This is a genomic window from Oerskovia sp. Root22, assembly GCF_001429135.1.
GTDB lineage: Bacteria > Actinomycetota > Actinomycetes > Actinomycetales > Cellulomonadaceae > Oerskovia > Oerskovia enterophila.
This window is the reverse complement of record NZ_LMIL01000010.1, coordinates 375,216-393,337: the sequence shown is the minus strand read 5'-3', so window position 1 is coordinate 393,337 and position 18,122 is coordinate 375,216. Positions and strand designations below refer to the sequence as shown.

Genomic DNA, 18,122 nt, shown 5'->3' with positions numbered 1-18,122 from the left:
TGCGCGAGGTAGAACTCAGCGGGTACTACCTCGACGCAGGAGGTTCTACCTCGCGAGCCACGCGCCGGCGCTGCGTGAGCGCGAGCACCAGGCACGTGACCGCCCCCACGAGCACGAGAGACGCGACGACGTCGCTCGGGCGGTGCGCGTGCTCGAGCAACGAGGCGACGCACGCCACGAGGCTCACGACCACGGCCCACGCCACGAGAGCCCCCGAGCGGCGCGGCCAGAGGAACACGACCGCGACGCACAGCGCGGCCGTCACCGCGACGTGCCCCGAGGGCAGCGTGTTCTGGGGATAGGCCAGGTCGGCGAGGTCCGGCCGGTCGAGTACCACGTCGCGGAGCCAGCGAGCGAGCGGGACCGTGACGGCCACGACGGCCACGGCACGCACCACGTCCTTCCACCGACGGGCCCGCAGCGCGAGGACCCCGAGGACCGCGCACACGACCCCGAGCGCGACGGGCAGGGCCGGTCGCAGGACCTGCGCGAACGACCCGAGGAACGGGTTGAGCTGCTGCCACGAGACGAACGCGCCGTTGTCGATCTGCTGCCCTGAGAGCGTGCGGACGGTCACGACGTACGTCGCGGCGAACACGGCCCCGAGCGCCACGGCTGCTGCGAGCAGGAGCGGGACGCGGGCCGACCGCCCTGGGCGGGCGTCGACGTCGTGCAGCTCGTCCGTGGTCACGGCAGGCCTTCCTGGGAGTGCGTCGGGCGGCACCTGGGTGCACCTGGGCGGACGAGTGGACGACGACGGCGCGGCATGGGGAATCCGGCCGGGTGAAATCAGTGCTCCCACTGTGGCCCCGGCGTCGTTCGGTGTCTACCGTCGTACTGCAGATGCCCCGGGCACCGATCTCGCGAGGTCCAGGGAAAGCGATCGCCGGACGACAGAGGGTCCTTCATGGCACGGAGTCGTGTGCTGAGCATCATCGACCTGACGGATCAGGAGATCGAGTCGTGGCGGGCGCTCGCCGCCCGCGCCGCCGAGCCCAACCCGTACTTCGAGCCCGAGATGCTGGTGCCCGCGGTGCGGGAGCTCAGCGGCGGGTCCGGGCTGCGGCTCCTCGTCGTCGACGAGGTCCCGGGCGGGGACCCGCGGGGGGCCGAGCCCGGCGGCTGGTGGGCCGCGCTCCCGTTCGAGATGGTCCCGGGCGACAAGCACTGGCCGTGGCGGCACGCCTCGACCGGGTCGGACTTCCTCGCGCTCTACTGCCCGCTCGGGACGCCGCTCGTCGACGGCTCGCGCGTCGACGAGGCCGTCGAGGCGCTGGTCGACGCGTTCCACGAGCGGCGCCGTGAGCTCGGGCAGGCGATCGACCTGCACCTGCTCTCGCGGGACGGGCAGGTCAACCGACGCCTCGACGAGGCGTGCCGGGAGCGCGGCCTGCCGGTGCACGCGTGGGGCGGTGACCCGCGGGGCGCTGTCCGGTTCGACGAGGGGGAGCCCGGGAGCTGGGCCGAGCGCATGCCCCGGGGCAAGTCGCTCGCCCGGGGCCGCCGACGGCTCGAGCGTGCGGTGGGCCAGACGCTCGTCCTGGAGGATCGTGCGGACGACCCGGAGATCGCGAAGGCGTTCCTCGACTTCGAGCAGCAGGGGTGGAAGGGCGACGCCGCGCGCGGGGGACTGGGCTTCAGGAACCGGCGGGGTGGTCAGGAGTGGTTCAGCGAGATGCTCGCCGGCTTCTCGACGAGCGGGCGAGCCCACGTCTTCGCGCTGGTGGCGGGAGGGGTCCTGCTGCACATGGCGGTGATCGTCTGCACCGGCTCCACGGCGTTCGGGTACTTCGACGTCTACAGCGAGGAGTGGGCGAGGTACGGACCCGGGGCGATCGGGCGCATGATGGCGCTGTCCTGGCTCGACGAGAACACCGACGTCGAGGTGTTCGACAGCTCGATGAACCCCTCGCTCTACAAGGACGCGACCGCCCTCTTCCCGGACCGGCTGACGATGGTCTCGTCGACCGTCGTGACGGGGGGCGTCTTCGCGCGCCTGACCATGCGGGTCATGCGGGCCGCCGCGCGTGTGGTGCGGCGCTTCCGGTGAGGCTTCACGGTGCGCCGGTGGGCAGCGCCGCCGCGGCAGGCGCTGAGGTCGCGAGCCGGGTCGTGCGCGTGGCCGATCTGGGCGCCGAGGACCTCGCGGCCTGGCAGCGCCTCGCGGACTCCTCGCTCGAGCCCAACCTCTACTTCGAGCCCGCCGTCCTGGGGGCGGCCGCCCGCGGGATGGGGGGAGGGCGCGCGGTCAGGGCGCTCGTCGTGGCGGACGGGTCGGGCTGGCTCGCGTTCCTCCCGTTCGAGACCGTGGCTCGCAACCGGCTGTGGCCTGCGCGGCACGCGAGCCTCGACGGGCCGTTCGTCGAGCGTTTCGCGGCGCTGCGCGCGCCGCTCGTGGACGCGGCCCGCCCGCGGCTGGCGGTCGCGGCGCTGGTCGCGGCGCTCCATGCCCGACGGCGAGCGCTCGGCCAGGCGGTCGACCTCCCGTTGCTGAGGGCGTCGGGGGAGACGACGACGTTGCTGCTGGACGCCTTCGCCCGTGCGGGCATGCCGGTGCGCGAGTGGGACCGGATCTCGCGCGGGGCGCTCGTGCCGGGGCGGGGTGCTCGTGAGGAGCTTGGTCCGCAGCTGTCCGCCTCGCGGCGCAAGAACCTCCGGCGCGGGCGGCGACACCTCGTCGAGGAGCTCGGGCAGGAGCTGCGGATCGTCGACGCGACGGACGAGCCCGACGTCGTCGAGCACTTTCTCGACCTGGAGGCCGCGGGCTGGAAGGGCGACCGGGCCCAGGGAGGGGAGGCCCGGCGCGTGGTGCCCGGCGCCGCGGAGTGGTTCGCGGGACTGGTGGAGACCTACCGCGAGCGGGGTGAGGCGCACGTGCTGCGGGTCGGTCCGGCCGGGGCGCCGGTGTACCTCGCGGTGCGCGTCCGGCGCGACGGCGTGGTCTTCTCGATCTCCGACGCCTACGACCCGGCCTGGTCGGCGCACTCACCCGGGGCGTGGGGGCGGCTGCTCGGGATGCGCCTGCTCGCCGAGATGCCCGGGACGGTGCTGGTCGACAGCTGCATCGACCCGCGCCGGTACCCCGACGAGACGCTGCTCTACCCCGACCGTGTGGACCTCGTCTCGGTCACGTGCGCCGTGGGGAGCTGGCCGTCGCGGGCGCTGCTGTCGGCGATCGTGGCGTCGGGGAGGGTCCGTAGGTGGGTGCGGGAGCGGCGGGGCTGAAGGCAACGGAACGCGGCGGGTCGCGCGTCCTGGTGCAGCCAACTCGTGCCGAACTGCAACGGGATCACGCAGGATGAACCACTGCTGGTAGTGGTTCCTCAGAGCGGAGATGGCATGCAGAGGGTGTTGGTGAGGTATTGATGACGTCACAGCTGCTCAGTCGCGCGGCGGCGAGAACTGCGGTGATGCGTCGACTCGACGGTCAGTTCAAGGCGCTGGGGATGAAGAGGCTGAGCGGCACGCCTTCGGGTTGGGTGAGGTCGAACGATCAGGGCAGGGGTGCCGCCGTGTGGCTGCGATTCGAGACCGTTGGTCGGATGTTCTCGTTGATCGATGGTGGTGAAACGAGAAAGGCGACCTGCGTCGGTGCCGAGGGGGGCTATGGGCCGGTGGGGTGGGAGATGTACAACATCGCGACAACCGTCTATAAGACGACGATGCTGCACGATGTTCTCTCCGCGCTTGACCGCGAGCTGCTGCGGGAGAGTGCGGCTCGGTTTGTCTTGCCGCTGGCGAACCGTTCAGAGGATCCGTATCTAGATGATTCCAGGTACCTGGAGTGGCGACTGACGAACCGTGATGCCTTCTTTCCGCTTCCTGACCTGGACTACGTGGATCAGTGGTGCGAGATGGCCGCGCCCGGGTTGCTCGACATTGCTCGGGAGCAGATCTCTAGGCTCTAGCACTGCACGGCTCGAGAACGTGCGGGGGATTGCCCACTTCGCGAGTCGCAGCTGGGGTGTCGTCATCGATGGTAGGGATTTGCGTCGCTCGGGTTGGTTGCCGCGGCTCGTCAGCTTGCGAGGTGCTGGTTGCGTTTCGCCAAGGCAGATCGTGGAGAGCGCACTCGCCGAGGACTCGCTGCTCGCACGCGGGCCTGCTCCCGACGCTCGACGATCCCGTTGGGCGAGACCTAGGTGCGTTGTGCTCCGGGTAGGCAGGGCGTGCGCGCTCCGCGAAACCACCGCGCCCCCTGTCACCCCCTCGGCGTAACCTGGTTCTCGCACCCTCAGCCCGGACCGCCGCCTCGACCTCGGTCCGGGCCGCTCGTGCTGTCCCGGCGTGCCCCGCCTCTCGCTGCGGGGCGCGTCGACCCGTGCCCTGCCTGTGGACGACCGCCGTCGGTGACCCTGCTCGAAGGAACTCATGAACCTCACCGGAATCCTGCCCGCCCTCCTGGCCGACCCGACCGCGCGCGCGGTCGTCGAGCACGTGCGCCTGCGGGGCGCGGTCGACGTCGTCGGACCGGTGGGCGTGCGCCCGCCGTTGCTCGCCGCGATGGCGGGGGCGACCGCGACCGGGGAAGCCGCCGGGGCAGAGAAGGGCGCCCCCGCCCAGGGCTCCCGGCCCCTCGTCGTGGTGACCGCGACGGGTCGTGAGGCCGACGAGCTCGCCGCGAGCGTGCGCGCCTACCTGCCCGACGAGCTGGGTGACCTGGTCGCGGTCCTGCCCGCGTGGGAGACGCTGCCGCACGAGCGGCTGTCGCCGCGCAGCGACACGGTCGCCAAGCGCCTCGCGGTGTTCCGCCGCCTCGCGCACCCGACCAGCGAGATCAGCCAGTCGGGCCCGGTGCGCGTCCTCGTCATGCCGGTCCGTGCGCTGCTGCAGCCGGTCGTCGAGGGCCTGGGGGACCTGGAGCCGGTCGAGCTCAGCACGGGCGAGACGGTCGACCTCACGGACGTCGCCGAGCGCCTGAGCGCGGCCGCCTACCAGCGCGTGGACATGGTCGAGCGGCGCGGCGAGTTCGCGGTGCGCGGCGGCATCCTCGACGTCTTCCCGCCGACCGAGGACCACCCGCTGCGCGTCGAGTTCTGGGGCGACGAGGTCACCGAGATCCGCTGGTTCGCGGTCGCGGACCAGCGCAGCCTCGAGATCGCGGACCACGGCGTGTGGGCGCCGCCGTGCCGCGAGATCCTCCTGACCGACGCGGTGCGCGCCCGCGCGGCGGAGCTGATCGAGACGCTCCCCGGCGCGACCGACATGCTCGACAAGCTCGCCGCCGGCATCGCCGTGGAGGGCATGGAGTCCCTCGCCCCGGTCCTCGTGGACCGCATGCTGCCCGTCCTGGACCTCGTCCCTGACGACGCCCTGCTGATCATCAACGACCCCGAGCGCGTGCGCCGCCGCGCGCACGACCTCGTCGCGACGACCGAGGAGTTCCTCGCCGCCGCCTGGACCGGCGCCGCCGCAGGCGGCTCGACCCCGATCAACCTCTCGGCCGCGTCGTTCGAGACGTTCGCGGACGTCCACGACGTCGCCGAGCGTCGCGGCCTCGGGTGGTGGACGCTCAGCCCGTTCGGTCTCGACGAGGGCGCCACCCCCGACGGCGAGGCCCACCCGGGCGACGAGCTCCCCGGAGGCGAGGGCCCGACGTCGGGCATGGGCACGGACGGCGTGACCACCTTCACCGTGCCCGCGCGCAACGTCGAGTCCTACCGCGGGGACGTCGAGCGCGCGCTCGACGACCTGCGCTCGCTCCAGCACGCGGGCTGGCGCCTGGTCCTGACGACCGAGGGCCACGGCCCCGCACGTCGCATGACCGAGCAGCTCTCCGCGGTCGACACGGCCGCGCGCCTCGTCGCGTCGATCGACACCGAGCCCGAGGGCGGCGTCGTGCTCGTGACGCCCGCCCCCGTGGGGCCGGGGTTCGTCGCGCCAGAGCTCAAGCTCGCGGTGTTCAGCGAGTCGGACCTCACGGGACGCCAGGGGTCGAGCACGCGCGACATGCGCAAGATGCCCTCGCGGCGGCGCAACGTCGTCGACCCCCTCGCGCTGCGCGCGGGCGACTACGTGGTGCACGAGCAGCACGGCGTGGGGAAGTTCGTCGAGCTCGTGCAGCGCACGCTCGGCACGGGCGGCAACGCCGCGACGCGCGAGTACCTCGTCATCGAGTACGCGAGCAGCAAGCGCGGCCAGCCGGGCGACCGCCTGTTCGTGCCGTCCGACCAGCTCGACCAGGTCACCAAGTACACGGGCGGCGAGTCGCCCAGCCTGAACAAGATGGGCGGCTCGGACTGGGCCAAGACCAAGAGCCAGGCGCGCAAGCACGTCAAGGAGATCGCGGGCGAGCTCATCCGCCTCTACAGCGCGCGCATGGCCACCCAGGGGCACGCGTTCGGGCCCGACACCCCGTGGCAGCGCGAGCTCGAGGACGCGTTCGCGTATGTCGAGACGCCCGACCAGCTCGTCACGATCGACGAGGTCAAGGCCGACATGGAGAAGCCCGTCCCCATGGACCGGCTCGTGTGCGGCGACGTCGGGTACGGCAAGACCGAGATCGCGGTCCGGGCGGCGTTCAAAGCCGTGCAGGACGGCAAGCAGGTCGCGGTCCTCGTTCCCACGACGCTCCTGGTCCAGCAGCACTTCCAGACGTTCGCCGAGCGCTACTCGGCGTTCCCCGTGACGGTCAAGGCGCTCTCGCGCTTCCAGACCGAGGCCGAGTCCAAGGAGACGGTCGAGGGGCTCAAGGACGGCTCGGTCGACGTCGTGATCGGCACGCACCGGATCATCTCGGGGTCCATCAAGTTCAAGGACCTGGGCCTGGTCATCATCGACGAGGAGCAGCGGTTCGGCGTCGAGCACAAGGAGACGCTCAAGCAGCTCCGGACCAACGTCGACGTGCTCGCGATGAGCGCGACCCCCATCCCGCGCACGCTCGAGATGGCCGTCACGGGCATCCGCGAGATGTCGACCCTCGCGACCCCGCCCGAGGAGCGGCACCCCGTGCTCACGTACGTGGGCGCGTACGAGGAGAAGCAGATCTCGGCGTCGATCCGTCGCGAGCTGCTGCGCGAGGGCCAGGTGTTCTACGTGCACAACAAGGTCGAGACGATCGACCGCACGGCCCAGCGCCTGCGCGAGCTGGTCCCCGAGGCCCGCATCGGCGTCGCGCACGGCAAGATGAGCGAGTCCCAGCTCGACCAGACGATCACGGCGTTCTGGGAGAAGGAGCTCGACGTCCTGGTCTGCACCACGATCATCGAGACCGGCCTCGACATCTCCAACGCCAACACGCTCATCCTGGAGCGCGCCGACATGCTGGGCCTTTCCCAGCTCCACCAGCTCCGTGGCCGCGTGGGTCGTGGGCGCGAGCGCGCGTACGCGTACTTCCTGTACCCGCCCGAGCGCCCGCTGACCGACACCGCGCACGACCGCCTCGCGACCATGGCCGCCAACACGGACCTCGGCGCGGGCATGCAGATCGCCATGAAGGACCTCGAGATCCGCGGCGCGGGCAACCTGCTGGGCGGCGAGCAGTCGGGGCACATCGCGGGCGTCGGGTTCGACCTGTACGTGCGCATGGTCGGCGAAGCCGTGGCGTCGTTCAAGGGCGAGGTCGAGGAAGAAGCCCCCGAGGTCTCGATCGAGCTGCCCGTGGACGCGCACATCCCGCACGACTACATCGCGCACGAGCGCCTGCGCCTCGAGGCGTACCGCAAGATCGCGGCGGCCCAGGACGAGCCGGCGCTCGCCGAGGTGCGGGCCGAGCTGGTCGACCGCTACGGCGCGCTCCCGGAGGTCGTCGAGGCGCTGTTCGCGGTCGCCGACTTCCGCAACCACGCGCGCCGCGCGGGGCTCGCGGACGTCACGGCGCAGGGCAAGTTCGTGCGCTTCGCGCCCGTCGACCTCCCGGAGTCCGCGGAGCTGCGCCTCAAGCGCCTCTACCCGGGCGCCATGCTCAAGCCCGCGATCCGCGCGTTCCTCGTGCCCTTCCCGACGACGGCGCGCATCGGCGGTCGCCCGTTGCGGGGCATGGAGGTGCTCGCCTGGGCGCGCCAGCTCATCGACGCGGTCATCACGGGCGACGTGAGTGCGGCCGCGTCGGTGGGGACGGCGAAGCGGTAGCCGTCTCTGTCGCGGCGGCGGTGGGGGCCGGGGTGGGGTCCGCGGTGGGCGACGCGCCCGCGTCGGCGAGCGGCGCCGTCGGGCCGGGGGAGGCCTGCGCCGCGCCCGTGGGCGCGCCCGCCGACGCGCGCCGCCCCCGCCCCCAGCGGTTCACGACCAGGTGGCGTGCGGGCTCCTCGACGAACCGGTAGAGCGCGTAGGCCAGCGCCGCGGCGGCCACCGTGATGACGGCCGCGGCGAGCACCCCCGTCAGCGGCGTGGCCAGCACGCGGCGGATCACGAGCTCGTGCACCAGGTAGAACGCGTACGAGGCCGAGCCCGCGACGATCAGGACGCGGTGCGTCAGCACCCCTCGCCGGCCACGCAGGTCGCGCTCGGCGCAGAGCATGAGGAACAGTGCGAACGGCAGGACGAGCGCGACGCGGGCCACGGCCTCGGTCGCGTGCGTGAGCTCGGCCGCGACGAGCACCGCGGCGAAGATCCCGAGCACCCCGACCCATGGGATCCGCGACCGGTGGCCCTCGACGAACGCGAGACCCGCGACGACGCCCAGGACGAACTCGGGGAACCGGGCGAGGGGGAAGTGGTAGAGGACCTGGTAGGTGGTGGGGGCCACGACCGTCGCGACGAGCGGGATCGCGAGCGCCACGAGGGTCACGACGAGCCGGGTCCGGCCCGACCAGCGCCGCAGCAGCGGCAGGAGGAACGGGAAGGCGAGGTAGAACGCGAGCTCGCACGAGAGCGACCACGCGACGCCGTTGAGCCCGTACACGACCGTGGGGTCCAGCGACCAGGCCTGGAGCAGCAGGACGTTGGCCCCGATGATGCGGCCCGTGACGGGTGGGCTCCCGACGACCAGAGCGATGACCAGGGCCGCGACCAGCGTCACGAGGTGGTCGGGGTAGATCCGCGCGATCCGCCGGAGGTAGAAGCCGCTCCGCGGGAGCGCCGCGTTGGCCGTCCACGTCAGGATGAATCCTGAGAGGACGAAGAAGAGCGCGACGCCGGTGCTGCCGTAGTACGCCCCGGGGATGTCGAGGACCTGCCAGTAGTCGAGGTGGAAGACGAGGACCGCCGCAGCAGCGATCGCACGCACTGCCGTGAGCGACGGAAGATGGCGCCGGACGACGGCGGGTCCTGCCGGAGTCGCCATCGATGTCCCCTGCCGCTGGTGCGCGGCCCTGTGGAGGGCCGCTCTTGCATCGTGGGCGCGGCGAGGGGAAGGGGTCAAGGATGAAGTGTGGTCACCTCGTCGGCCGGGCCTGCCCTGCCAGGACGGAGCTCTACGTCGAGGACGTCGCGGTATCGCACCACCGCCACCAGGAAGACGAGCACCGCGATCATCTCGAGGGTCTCCTCTCCGAGGACCGCGAGCTGTCCGACGAACGTCGCCCGGTCGAAGCCTTGGTCCTCGAGCAGTCCCGCGATCGCCTCGAAACCGACGGCGCCGGCCACGTAGAGGACCCCGGCCAGGGCCATGGGACGCAGGAACTGCCGGGGGAGCCGCCACAGGAGCGGGACCACGATCGCCGCCACGACGAGGGCGAGGGGACCGTAGAACGCGATCCAGCCGTTGAAGGGCAGGTCGGCGATGCTCCGGAAGTGCTCCTCGAGCGACGTCCCGAGGTGCTCGTGGAAGCTCGTCATCTCGTCGATCGACAGGTAGAGGAGCACGAACGCGATGAGTCCCCACGCCCACCGGCGTCCCCGGTCCGGCTCGGCGTGCAGCAGGTCGCCGGTCACGAGGCCGGTCGAGGCCAGCAGGATCACCGTGAACCAGGTGGGGACGTTCACCTCCTCATCCATGCTGAAGTAGTGGACGAGCGGCTCGATCGCGCCGCCGTGCAGCCCGGCTCCCTTCTCGAGGAAGTTCGCGAGGAGGTGCAGGACCGCCAGCACGGCGATCGCCAGCGCGAGGCGGCGGACGAGAACTCTGACAGGCACGGTGACACGCAGCATGAGTGCTCCATCGACGACCCAGGCGAGCTCAGGCTCGGCTCGGAGACACTAGCAGCGACCGGACGTGACCACCACCACACCCGTCGCGCGTATCCATACCGCCCGGTCGGTGAGATAGTTGTCGCATCATGTTTCTCGACCTGAGCGCTCCCACGCGCACCCCCAGCACCGGACGGCACGGCTCGACGAGCGCCGCCCGCTGTTGTCGCTGTCTCTGAGCAGCCGCTGACAGGCGGCGTCCGTCGCGGGACCACCCCGACGTGACGGCCCCTCTCGCACAGGTCTGATCCTTCCCCGCCTTCCGGCAGTCGCCTCCCCCTGCCCGCCGCGCCCTCGCGCGGCACGCTGCGGCGACGTCCGACGGCCCCCTCGGCCCCCGGCCTCATGGCTTCGTCCACGCCGTCGGACTGCCGACGCTCCACGATCCCCCTCGCCACACCGTCCGTCGGCCTACCGGTCGCGTCCGGGGTGGTCCCCGTGCAGCCTCGCTGCACCTCCTGGAACGGAAGAACCCCCATGAGAACCCTCAAGGCAGCCGCCGCGGTCCTGGCGACGACCCTCCTGCTCGCCGCGTGCGGCTCGGGCGGGTCCGGCGGTGCGAGCAGCAGCGCCGCGGCGGGCACGGATGCCGAGATCGTCATCGGCTCGACCAACGAGCCCACCGGACTGGTCCGCAACGTCGGCGGCAGCTCGGGCGTCTCGCAGACCATGACGCGCAACGTCTTCGAGGGTCTGACCTCGGTCGACGTCGACGGCCAGGTGGTCCCGACCCTCGCGAAGGACTGGGACGTGTCCGAGGACGGCCTGGTCTACACGTTCCACCTGCAGCCCGACGTGCACTTCCACGACGGGTCGGACCTCACGGCGCAGGACGTCGTCTGGAGCATCTCGCAGACCATCGCGCCCGAGTCCAAGAGCGCGCGCAAGAACGACCTGTCGGTCATCTCGTCGATCACGGCGCCCGACGACGCCACGGTCCAGCTCGACCTGTCGCGCCGCAGCCAGTCGCTGCCGTTCTACCTCGCGTCCGTGACGGTCGTGCAGGACGGCGACACCGAGCTCACGAGCGAGAACGGCACGGGCCCGTACCGGTTCGTCGAGTGGACGCAGGGCGACCACCTGACGATCGAGCGCAACGACGACTACTGGGGCGAGCCCGCGAAGAACTCGGGCGTCACGTTCCGCTTCTTCAAGGACACGACCGCGCTCAACAACGCGCTCCTGACCGGCGACCTCGACCTGGTCATCGCGGAGGACTCCCCGGACCAGCTCGTGCAGTTCGAGGGGAACGACGCGTTCACGATCACCGAGGGCACGTCGACGACCAAGCAGATCTGGGCCTTCAACGACCGCGTCGCGCCGTTCGACGACGTCCGCGTCCGCCAGGCGCTGTACAAGGCGATCGACCGCGAGAAGGTGCTCGACGCCGTGTGGGACGGCTACGGCCAGGTCATCGGCTCGATGGTCCCCCCGACGGACCCGTGGTTCGTCGACCAGGCCGACGTGCACGCGTACGACCCGCAGGCCGCGAAGGACCTGCTCGCGCAGGCCAGCGTGAGCGACCTGACGATCGCGGTCGACTACGTCGCGGGCGACCCGTCCGAGACGATCGCCCAGCTCCTCCAGGCCGACCTCCAGGCCGTGGGCGTCACGCTCACGCTCAACCCGATCGACGACGCGACCTGGTACCAGAAGATCTACACGGACCACGACTTCCAGACCACGCTCATGGGCCACGTGAACCCGCGCGACGTCGTCTGGTACGCCAACCCGGACTTCTACTGGGGCTACGACAACAAGGACGTCCAGCAGTGGGTCGCGTACGCCGACCAGGCGGCCACGACCGAGGAGCAGACGGCCCTGCTGACCCAGGTCAACGAGACGATCGGGCAGGAGGCGGCGAGCGCCTGGCTGTACCTCGACCCGCAGATCCGGGTCGCTCGCGCCGAGATCACGGGCTTCCCGGTGAACCAGGTGACGGAGAGCTTCTACGTCGCCGACATCGTGCGGGAAGGCTGACCGAGCACCCATGTCCCGCTACCTCCTGACGCGCGTCGGCACGCTGCTGCTGTCGCTGGTCCTCGCGAGCGTCGTGGTCTTCGCCGTCCTCCGGTTCCTGCCGGGGGACAGCGCGGGCACGTCGCTCGGCGTGGGCACGACGAGCGACCAGCTCGAGCAGCTGCGTGCCGACCTCGGCACCGACCAGCCCCTGTGGACGCAGTACGGGCAGTGGGTCGCGGGACTGTTCTCGGGGAGCGCGGGCACGTCGTTCGTCTCGCGCCTCCCGGTGGGCGAGCTGATCGCGAGCAAGCTGCCGATCACGCTGCCCCTGAGCCTCGCGGCCTTCGTGGTCTCGGTGCTCGTGTCGGTGCCGCTCGGGGTCGTCGCGGCGGTCCGTCGTCGCGGCGTCGTGGGGGTCACGGTCTCGGCCGTGTCGCAGCTGGGCGTCGCGGTGCCGGTCTTCTGGGTCGGCGTGATCCTGGTGTGGGTCTTCGCGCTCGAGGCGGGGGTCCTGCCGCCCGGCGGGTTCCCCCGCCAGGGCTGGGAGGACCCCGCGGCGGCCGTCAGGTCGCTGGTCCTGCCCGTGGCGACCGTGGCCATCGCCATGTCGTCGGTCATGGTCCGGTACGTGCGCTCGGCGACGCTCGACGTGCTGGACCAGGACTACGTCCGCACGGCTCGCTCGCTCGGCTACGGCCGGTGGCACGCCCTCGCACGGCACGGGCTGCGCAACGGCGCGGTCCCGGTCGTCGCGATCCTCGGGATCGAGCTCGCGACGTCGTTGCTGGGGGCCGTGGTCGTGGAGAACGTCTTCGCGCTCCCGGGCCTCGGCACGCTGCTGGTCTCGTCGGTCGAGGGCCGTGACCTGCCGGTCGTGCAGGCGCTCGTCCTGGGGCTGACGGCTCTGGTCCTCGTCACGAACTTCCTGGTCGATCTCGCCCAGCGCGGCATCGACCCCCGGCTGCGCGCCGGCTCGGCCCTCGGAGGCGCACGATGAGCATCAACCTGGGCGGGGAGATCCCCGGGGCCGCTGCCGGCCGCATCGAGGTCGAGGAGTCGTTCGCGCCGCACGTCTCGGGCGGTGCGGGGGGCGCCCCGCGCGCCCGACGGCGGAGCGTCAGCCCGTCGTTCGTCGCGGGTCTCGTCATGGTCGGGCTGGTCGCGCTCGTCGGTGTCGTCGCGATCTTCTGGACGCCCTACGACGTGGGCGCGGGCGCGGCCGGCACGGGCGGGCGCCTCGAGGGGCCGAGCGCGCAGTTCTGGGCGGGCACCGACCGGCTGGGACGCGACCTGCTGAGCCAGCTCATGGGCGGGGCGACGGTCGCGATGACCGTGGCGATCGCCTCGGTCGTCATCGCGGGCGTGCTGGGCATCACGATCGGCGTGGTCGCGGCGGCGACCACGCGGTGGGCCGACGTCGCGCTGCTCAACGTGATCGACCTGATGATCGCCTTCCCGACCCTGCTGCTGGCCATGCTCATCGTGACGGTCCGGGGTGCGTCCCTGACCTCGGCGATCGTCGCGATCGGCATCTCGGGGGCCGCGGTGATCGCGCGCGTCACGCGGGTCAACGCCGCGCGGGTGCTGCGCGAGGACTACGTGACGGCCGCGACGGCGTCGGGCACGGGCTGGTGGGGGACCATCCTGCGCCACGTCCTGCCCAACGTGGCCCCCACCCTGCTGGTCCAGCTCATGCTGCTCGCGGGCGGGGCGATCCTCGCCGAGGCGTCGCTCTCCTACCTGGGGCTCGGCTCGCCGTCGGCCCTGTCCTGGGGGCGGCTGCTCAGCGCCGCCCAGAAGTCCGTCGCGGTCCAGCCGCTCGGGGCGATCCTGCCCGGGCTGCTCATCGCGTGGACCGTGCTCGGCCTGAACCTCCTGGGCGACGGCATCCGTGAACGGACCGACCCGAGCCTGCGAGGCGACCGATGACGCGCACGACCGCTCCCACGCCGAGCACCGCCGGCCCCACGACGAGTCACACCGGGCTCGAGGTGCGGGACCTGACGGTGGCGACGTCGTCGGGCCGGGTGCTGCTCGACCGCGTGAGCTGGCGCGTCGCGCCCGGCGAGCGCCTGGGCGTGATCGGCGAGTCCGGCTCGGGCAAGTCCCTCACCGCGGCCGCGATCCTCGGGCTGCTGCCCGACGGCATGACCGCGACCGGGCAGGTCCTGCTCGACGGGACCGACCTGCTGCCCCTCGGTGAGAAGGCCATGCGCCGCGTGCGCGGGGCCCGCATCGCGATGGTCTTCCAGGAGCCCCTCACGGCGCTCGACCCGCTCATGACGATCGGGCGGCAGATCGCCGGGCCGCTGCGTCTGCACCGCAAGGTCTCGCGTGCGCGGGCCGCCGAGCTCGCCGCCGAGCTGTGCCGCCTGGTGCGCCTCGACGACACCGCGCGCATCCTCGGTTCCTACCCCTGGCAGCTCTCGGGCGGGCAGCGCCAGCGCGCCTGCCTCGCCATGGCCCTCGCGTGCGAGCCCGACGTCCTGATCGCCGACGAGCCCACCACGGCCCTCGACGTGACCGTGCAGGCCGAGATCCTCGCCCTGCTCGACGACCTGATCGAGCGCACCGGGACGGCCCTGGTCTTCGTGTCGCACGACCTGCCCGTGGTCGCCCGCGTCACGCGCGACCTCGTGGTCATGCGGCACGGGAAGGTCGTCGAGGCCACGAGCGTCGCGCGCGCCCTCGAGGCGCCCGAGGACCCCTACACGCGCTCGCTGCTCACCGCGGCGCGCGCCGTGACCCACCTGCCCACCCTGGAGGACCGATGAGCGACCAGCCCACGAGCGGCGACCGGCCGGTCCCCGGGGACCGGCCGGCAGGTGACGCCGCGCCTCTCGTCGCGCTCGACCGCGTGCGGCGCGAGTTCGGCGGCTCGCGCCGCACACCCCCGACGACGGCGCTCGCGGGCGTCGACCTCGCGGTCCGTGCGGGGCGCAGCGTGGGGATCGTGGGTGAGTCGGGCGCCGGGAAGTCGACCCTCCTTCGGCTGCTGCTGGGGCTCGACAGCCCCACGAGCGGCACGATCTCCTACCGTGGCGCGCCCCTGGACCGCCGGGACCGTGCGCTCATGCGGCGGTACCGGCGCGAGGTCCAGGTCGTCCTCCAGGACCCGCGCACGTCGCTCGACCCGCGCATGACGGTCGCCCGGATCGTCGCCGAGCCGCTGCGCTCGCTCCGGATCGGTGGCGACGTGTCGGCGCGCGTCGACGAGGTGCTGGGGTGGGTGGGCCTCGACCCCGACGCCCGGACCAAGTACCCGGCCCAGTTCTCGGGTGGCCAGCGCCAGCGCATCGCGATCGCCCGGGCCCTCGCGCCCTCGCCGTCGGTCCTGGTGGGCGACGAGCCCGTGAGCGCGCTCGACGTGTCGGTCCGCGAGCAGGTCATGGACCTGCTGCGCCGGCTCCAGAGCGAGCTGGGGCTCACGCTCGTCCTGGTCAGCCACGACATGGCGATCGTCGGGCAGCTGTGCGAGGAGACCGTGGTGCTGCGCGGGGGAGAGGTCGTCGAGGCCGGCCCCACGCGCGAGGTGCTGACCCGGCCGACCGCTGCGTACACGCGTGAGCTGCTCGCGGCGGTGCCGACGCTGCCCTGAGGGGCGTGCCGCCGTCGGGCACGGCGCCGCAGCGGGATCCCGTCGACGGAGAGGGTTCTTGTCGAGACAGAGGCCTGCGGACCTCTGTCTCGACGAGAACCCTCTCTCTCGTGGCGCCTGAACTGCGCTGCCCGACAACCCGCAACCTTCTTGCATGTCCGGAAAGGGAGACACGTCCCTCGGGTCTGTGTAATCTTTCAGCAAGAACCCGCAATTCTCTGTAATGGTGACAGGCGCGGGTTCGGCCGGCGGTCAGGCCGGTCCAGGGGGACAGGGGGAGCGGTAACGCCCCGGCACCGACGCCGGGGCGCGGACGGGCAGCCACGCACCGACGCGGGGCTGTGCGCAGCACCGAACGGAGAACGCAGCAATGATGCTCAGCCGAACAACCAGACCGGTCCGCGGGAACCCACGGCACAGACTCCTCGCCGGGCTCACGGCGCTCGCCGTGCTCACCTCGGGCCTCGTCGCCGGGGCGGTACCCGCCTCGGCCAAGGCCCCGACGCCCTCGCCCGTGGTCGCGTCGGAGAACGGTCGAGGGAACGTCGTCCTCAACATGTTCCAGTGGACGTGGGACGCGGTCGCCGCCGAGTGCACCAGCACGATCGGACCGGCCGGCTTCGGCTACGTCCAGGTCTCGCCGCCCCAGGAGCACATCCAGGGCACCGCGTGGTGGACCTCCTACCAGCCCGTGAGCTACAAGATCGAGTCCAAGCTCGGCAACCGCGCCGAGTTCCAGAACATGGTCAACACCTGCAGGACCGCAGGCGTGGGCATCGTGGTGGACGCGGTCGTCAACCACACGGCGGGCGCCGACACCGGGTCCGGCACGGGCACGGGAGGGACCAGCTACTCGGTCGACAACTTCCCCGGGGTCCCGTACGGCGCGAACGACTTCAACGACTGCCGCGCCAACATCACCAACTACGGCGACCGGTACAACGTCCAGAACTGTCGCCTCGTCTCGCTCCAGGACCTGCGCACCAGCTCCGACTACGTGCGCGGCAAGATCGCGGGCTACATGAACGACCTGCTCGGCCTGGGCGTCGCGGGCTTCCGCATCGACGCGGCCAAGCACATCCCGGCCGCAGACCTCGAGGCCATCAAGGCCAAGCTCACCAACCCGAACGTCTACTGGGTCCACGAGGTCATCGGGGCCGCGGGCGAGCCCATCCAGCCGTCCGAGTACCTGGGCAGCGGGGACTCGCACGAGTTCAACTACGCGCGGGACCTCAAGAGCAGGTTCGACGGGAGCATCAAGGACCTGCGCTACATCGCCGACAACAAGCTCGCTTCCGATCGTGCGGGGGTCTTCGTCGACAACCACGACACCGAGCGCAACGGCGAGACCATGAACTACAAGTGGGGCGCCAAGTACAAGCTCGCCAACGCGTTCATGCTCTCGTGGCCCTACGGCTCACCCTCGGTCTACACGGGCTACACGTGGAACGACAAGGACGCGGGCGCGCCCGGTGCCACCAACAGCTCGGTCCCCGACGCGAGCTGCTCCAACAGCGCCTGGACCTGCACGCAGCGCTGGACCGAGATCGCCGGCATGGTCGGCTTCCACAACACGGTCGAGGGCACGTCCGTGACGAACTGGTGGGACGACGGCAACAACAACATCGCCTACGGCCGCGGTGACAAGGGGTACGTGGCGATCAACAACACCGGTTCGGCCGTGACGCGCACCTACCAGTCGTCGCTGCCCGCGAACACCTACTGCGACGTCGTGGCGAGCAAGGACTGCTCCACGACGTACACCGTGAGCTCCTCGGGGACGTTCACCGCGACGGTGCCCGCGTACGGGGCTCTCGCGCTGCACGTCGGGAAGACCGGCGGCACGCCGTGCACGGTCGACTGCCCGACCACCTCCGCCACCACCGTCTACTACTCGACCTCGAAGGGGTGGAGCGCGTACAAGGTCCACTACAAGATCGGTGCGGGCGCCTGGACCACGGCTCCCGGCGTCGACATGACCGCAGCCTGCACGGGCTGGGTCTCGCGCGAGATCCCCGCGAACGGGGCCACCGTCACGGCCGCGTTCACCAACGGCTCGGGCACGTGGGACAACAACGGCGGCAAGGACTTCAGCCTCACGGGCCGGCACGTCCAGGTCTCGGGCGGCGTCGTGACCGCGGGCGACCCGTGCGCAGGGACCGGGGGCGGCGGGACCGGTGAGAGCGAGGGCGACGCGAGCTTCTCGGTCAACGCCACCACGGTCCTGGGGCAGAGCGTCTACGTCGTGGGCAGCATCACGGCCCTCGGATCGTGGGCACCCGCCTCGGCCAAGCCGCTCTCGGCCGCGAGCTACCCCGTCTGGAAGCTCACGCTCGACCTGCCCGCCGGGACGACCTTCGAGTACAAGTACGTCAAGAAGGACGGCGCGGGCAACGTGGTCTGGGAGAGCGGTGCCAACCGCACCGCGACGGTCGGGGCGAACGGGGCCGTGACCTTGAACGACACCTGGAAGTAGCCGCAGCAGGCAGTCCGG

The 18,122-nt window shown here is 71.7% G+C and carries 13 protein-coding genes; 10 read left to right on the top strand and 3 right to left on the bottom strand.

Annotated elements, in window-relative coordinates; genetic code table 11:
* Positions 1-25: 25 nt before the first annotated feature.
* A complete protein-coding gene (locus ASE15_RS15430; RefSeq protein WP_056764165.1) occupies positions 26-691 on the bottom strand; it encodes a phosphatase PAP2 family protein in 666 nt (221 codons plus the stop codon).
* A 216-nt stretch (positions 692-907) separates the two neighbouring features.
* Here ASE15_RS15430 and ASE15_RS15425 point away from each other — a divergent pair, with 216 nt between their 5' ends.
* The 4 genes from ASE15_RS15425 (at position 908) to mfd (ending at position 8,070) form a co-directional block, all read left to right on the top strand.
* Positions 908-2,050 carry a GNAT family N-acetyltransferase gene (locus tag ASE15_RS15425; RefSeq protein WP_157277241.1) on the top strand — a complete coding sequence of 381 codons (1,143 nt, stop codon included), beginning with the start codon at positions 908-910 and terminating at the stop codon, positions 2,048-2,050.
* A 17-nt stretch (positions 2,051-2,067) separates the two neighbouring features.
* Positions 2,068-3,225: a GNAT family N-acetyltransferase gene (locus ASE15_RS15420; RefSeq protein ID WP_056764161.1), complete on the top strand. Its 1,158-nt coding sequence runs from the start codon at positions 2,068-2,070 to the stop codon at positions 3,223-3,225.
* A gap of 140 nt (positions 3,226-3,365) precedes the next feature.
* On the top strand, positions 3,366-3,908 hold the full coding sequence (locus tag ASE15_RS15415; protein ID WP_056764158.1) for a hypothetical protein: 543 nt from the start codon (positions 3,366-3,368) through the stop codon (positions 3,906-3,908).
* A 463-nt stretch (positions 3,909-4,371) separates the two neighbouring features.
* The gene (gene mfd / locus ASE15_RS15410; RefSeq protein WP_056764156.1) at positions 4,372-8,070 is read left to right on the top strand and encodes a transcription-repair coupling factor; all 3,699 of its coding nucleotides are present in this window, start codon (positions 4,372-4,374) and stop codon (positions 8,068-8,070) included.
* Here mfd and ASE15_RS15405 read toward each other — a convergent pair.
* Together ASE15_RS15405 and ASE15_RS15400 are read right to left on the bottom strand one after the other, a co-directional pair.
* On the bottom strand, positions 8,021-9,223 hold the full coding sequence (locus tag ASE15_RS15405; protein WP_082618493.1) for an acyltransferase: 1,203 nt from the start codon (positions 9,221-9,223) through the stop codon (positions 8,021-8,023). The genes mfd and ASE15_RS15405 overlap by 50 nt on opposite strands.
* A 74-nt stretch (positions 9,224-9,297) precedes the next feature.
* A complete protein-coding gene (locus tag ASE15_RS15400) occupies positions 9,298-10,029 on the bottom strand; it encodes a hypothetical protein (RefSeq protein ID WP_056764151.1) in 732 nt (243 codons plus the stop codon).
* Positions 10,030-10,545: 516 nt separating this feature from the next.
* Between ASE15_RS15400 and ASE15_RS15395 the strand changes: the two genes are divergently transcribed.
* The 6 genes from ASE15_RS15395 (at position 10,546) to ASE15_RS15370 (ending at position 18,104) form a co-directional block, all read left to right on the top strand.
* Positions 10,546-12,048 carry an ABC transporter substrate-binding protein gene (locus ASE15_RS15395; protein WP_056764149.1) on the top strand — a complete coding sequence of 501 codons (1,503 nt, stop codon included), beginning with the start codon at positions 10,546-10,548 and terminating at the stop codon, positions 12,046-12,048.
* A gap of 10 nt (positions 12,049-12,058) precedes the next feature.
* On the top strand, positions 12,059-13,027 hold the full coding sequence (locus tag ASE15_RS15390) for an ABC transporter permease (RefSeq protein ID WP_056764147.1): 969 nt from the start codon (positions 12,059-12,061) through the stop codon (positions 13,025-13,027).
* The gene (locus tag ASE15_RS15385; RefSeq protein ID WP_082618492.1) at positions 13,024-13,959 is read left to right on the top strand and encodes an ABC transporter permease; all 936 of its coding nucleotides are present in this window, start codon (positions 13,024-13,026) and stop codon (positions 13,957-13,959) included. The genes ASE15_RS15390 and ASE15_RS15385 overlap by 4 nt, the downstream gene beginning before the upstream one ends.
* A complete protein-coding gene (locus ASE15_RS15380; protein ID WP_056764145.1) occupies positions 13,956-14,804 on the top strand; it encodes an ABC transporter ATP-binding protein in 849 nt (282 codons plus the stop codon). The genes ASE15_RS15385 and ASE15_RS15380 overlap by 4 nt, the downstream gene beginning before the upstream one ends.
* The gene (locus tag ASE15_RS15375) at positions 14,801-15,628 is read left to right on the top strand and encodes an ABC transporter ATP-binding protein (protein WP_082618491.1); all 828 of its coding nucleotides are present in this window, start codon (positions 14,801-14,803) and stop codon (positions 15,626-15,628) included. Before ASE15_RS15380 ends, ASE15_RS15375 begins: the two co-directional genes overlap by 4 nt.
* Positions 15,629-15,998: 370 nt before the next feature.
* The gene (locus tag ASE15_RS15370; protein ID WP_369800623.1) at positions 15,999-18,104 is read left to right on the top strand and encodes a carbohydrate-binding module family 20 domain-containing protein; all 2,106 of its coding nucleotides are present in this window, start codon (positions 15,999-16,001) and stop codon (positions 18,102-18,104) included.
* Positions 18,105-18,122 lie beyond the last annotated feature (18 nt).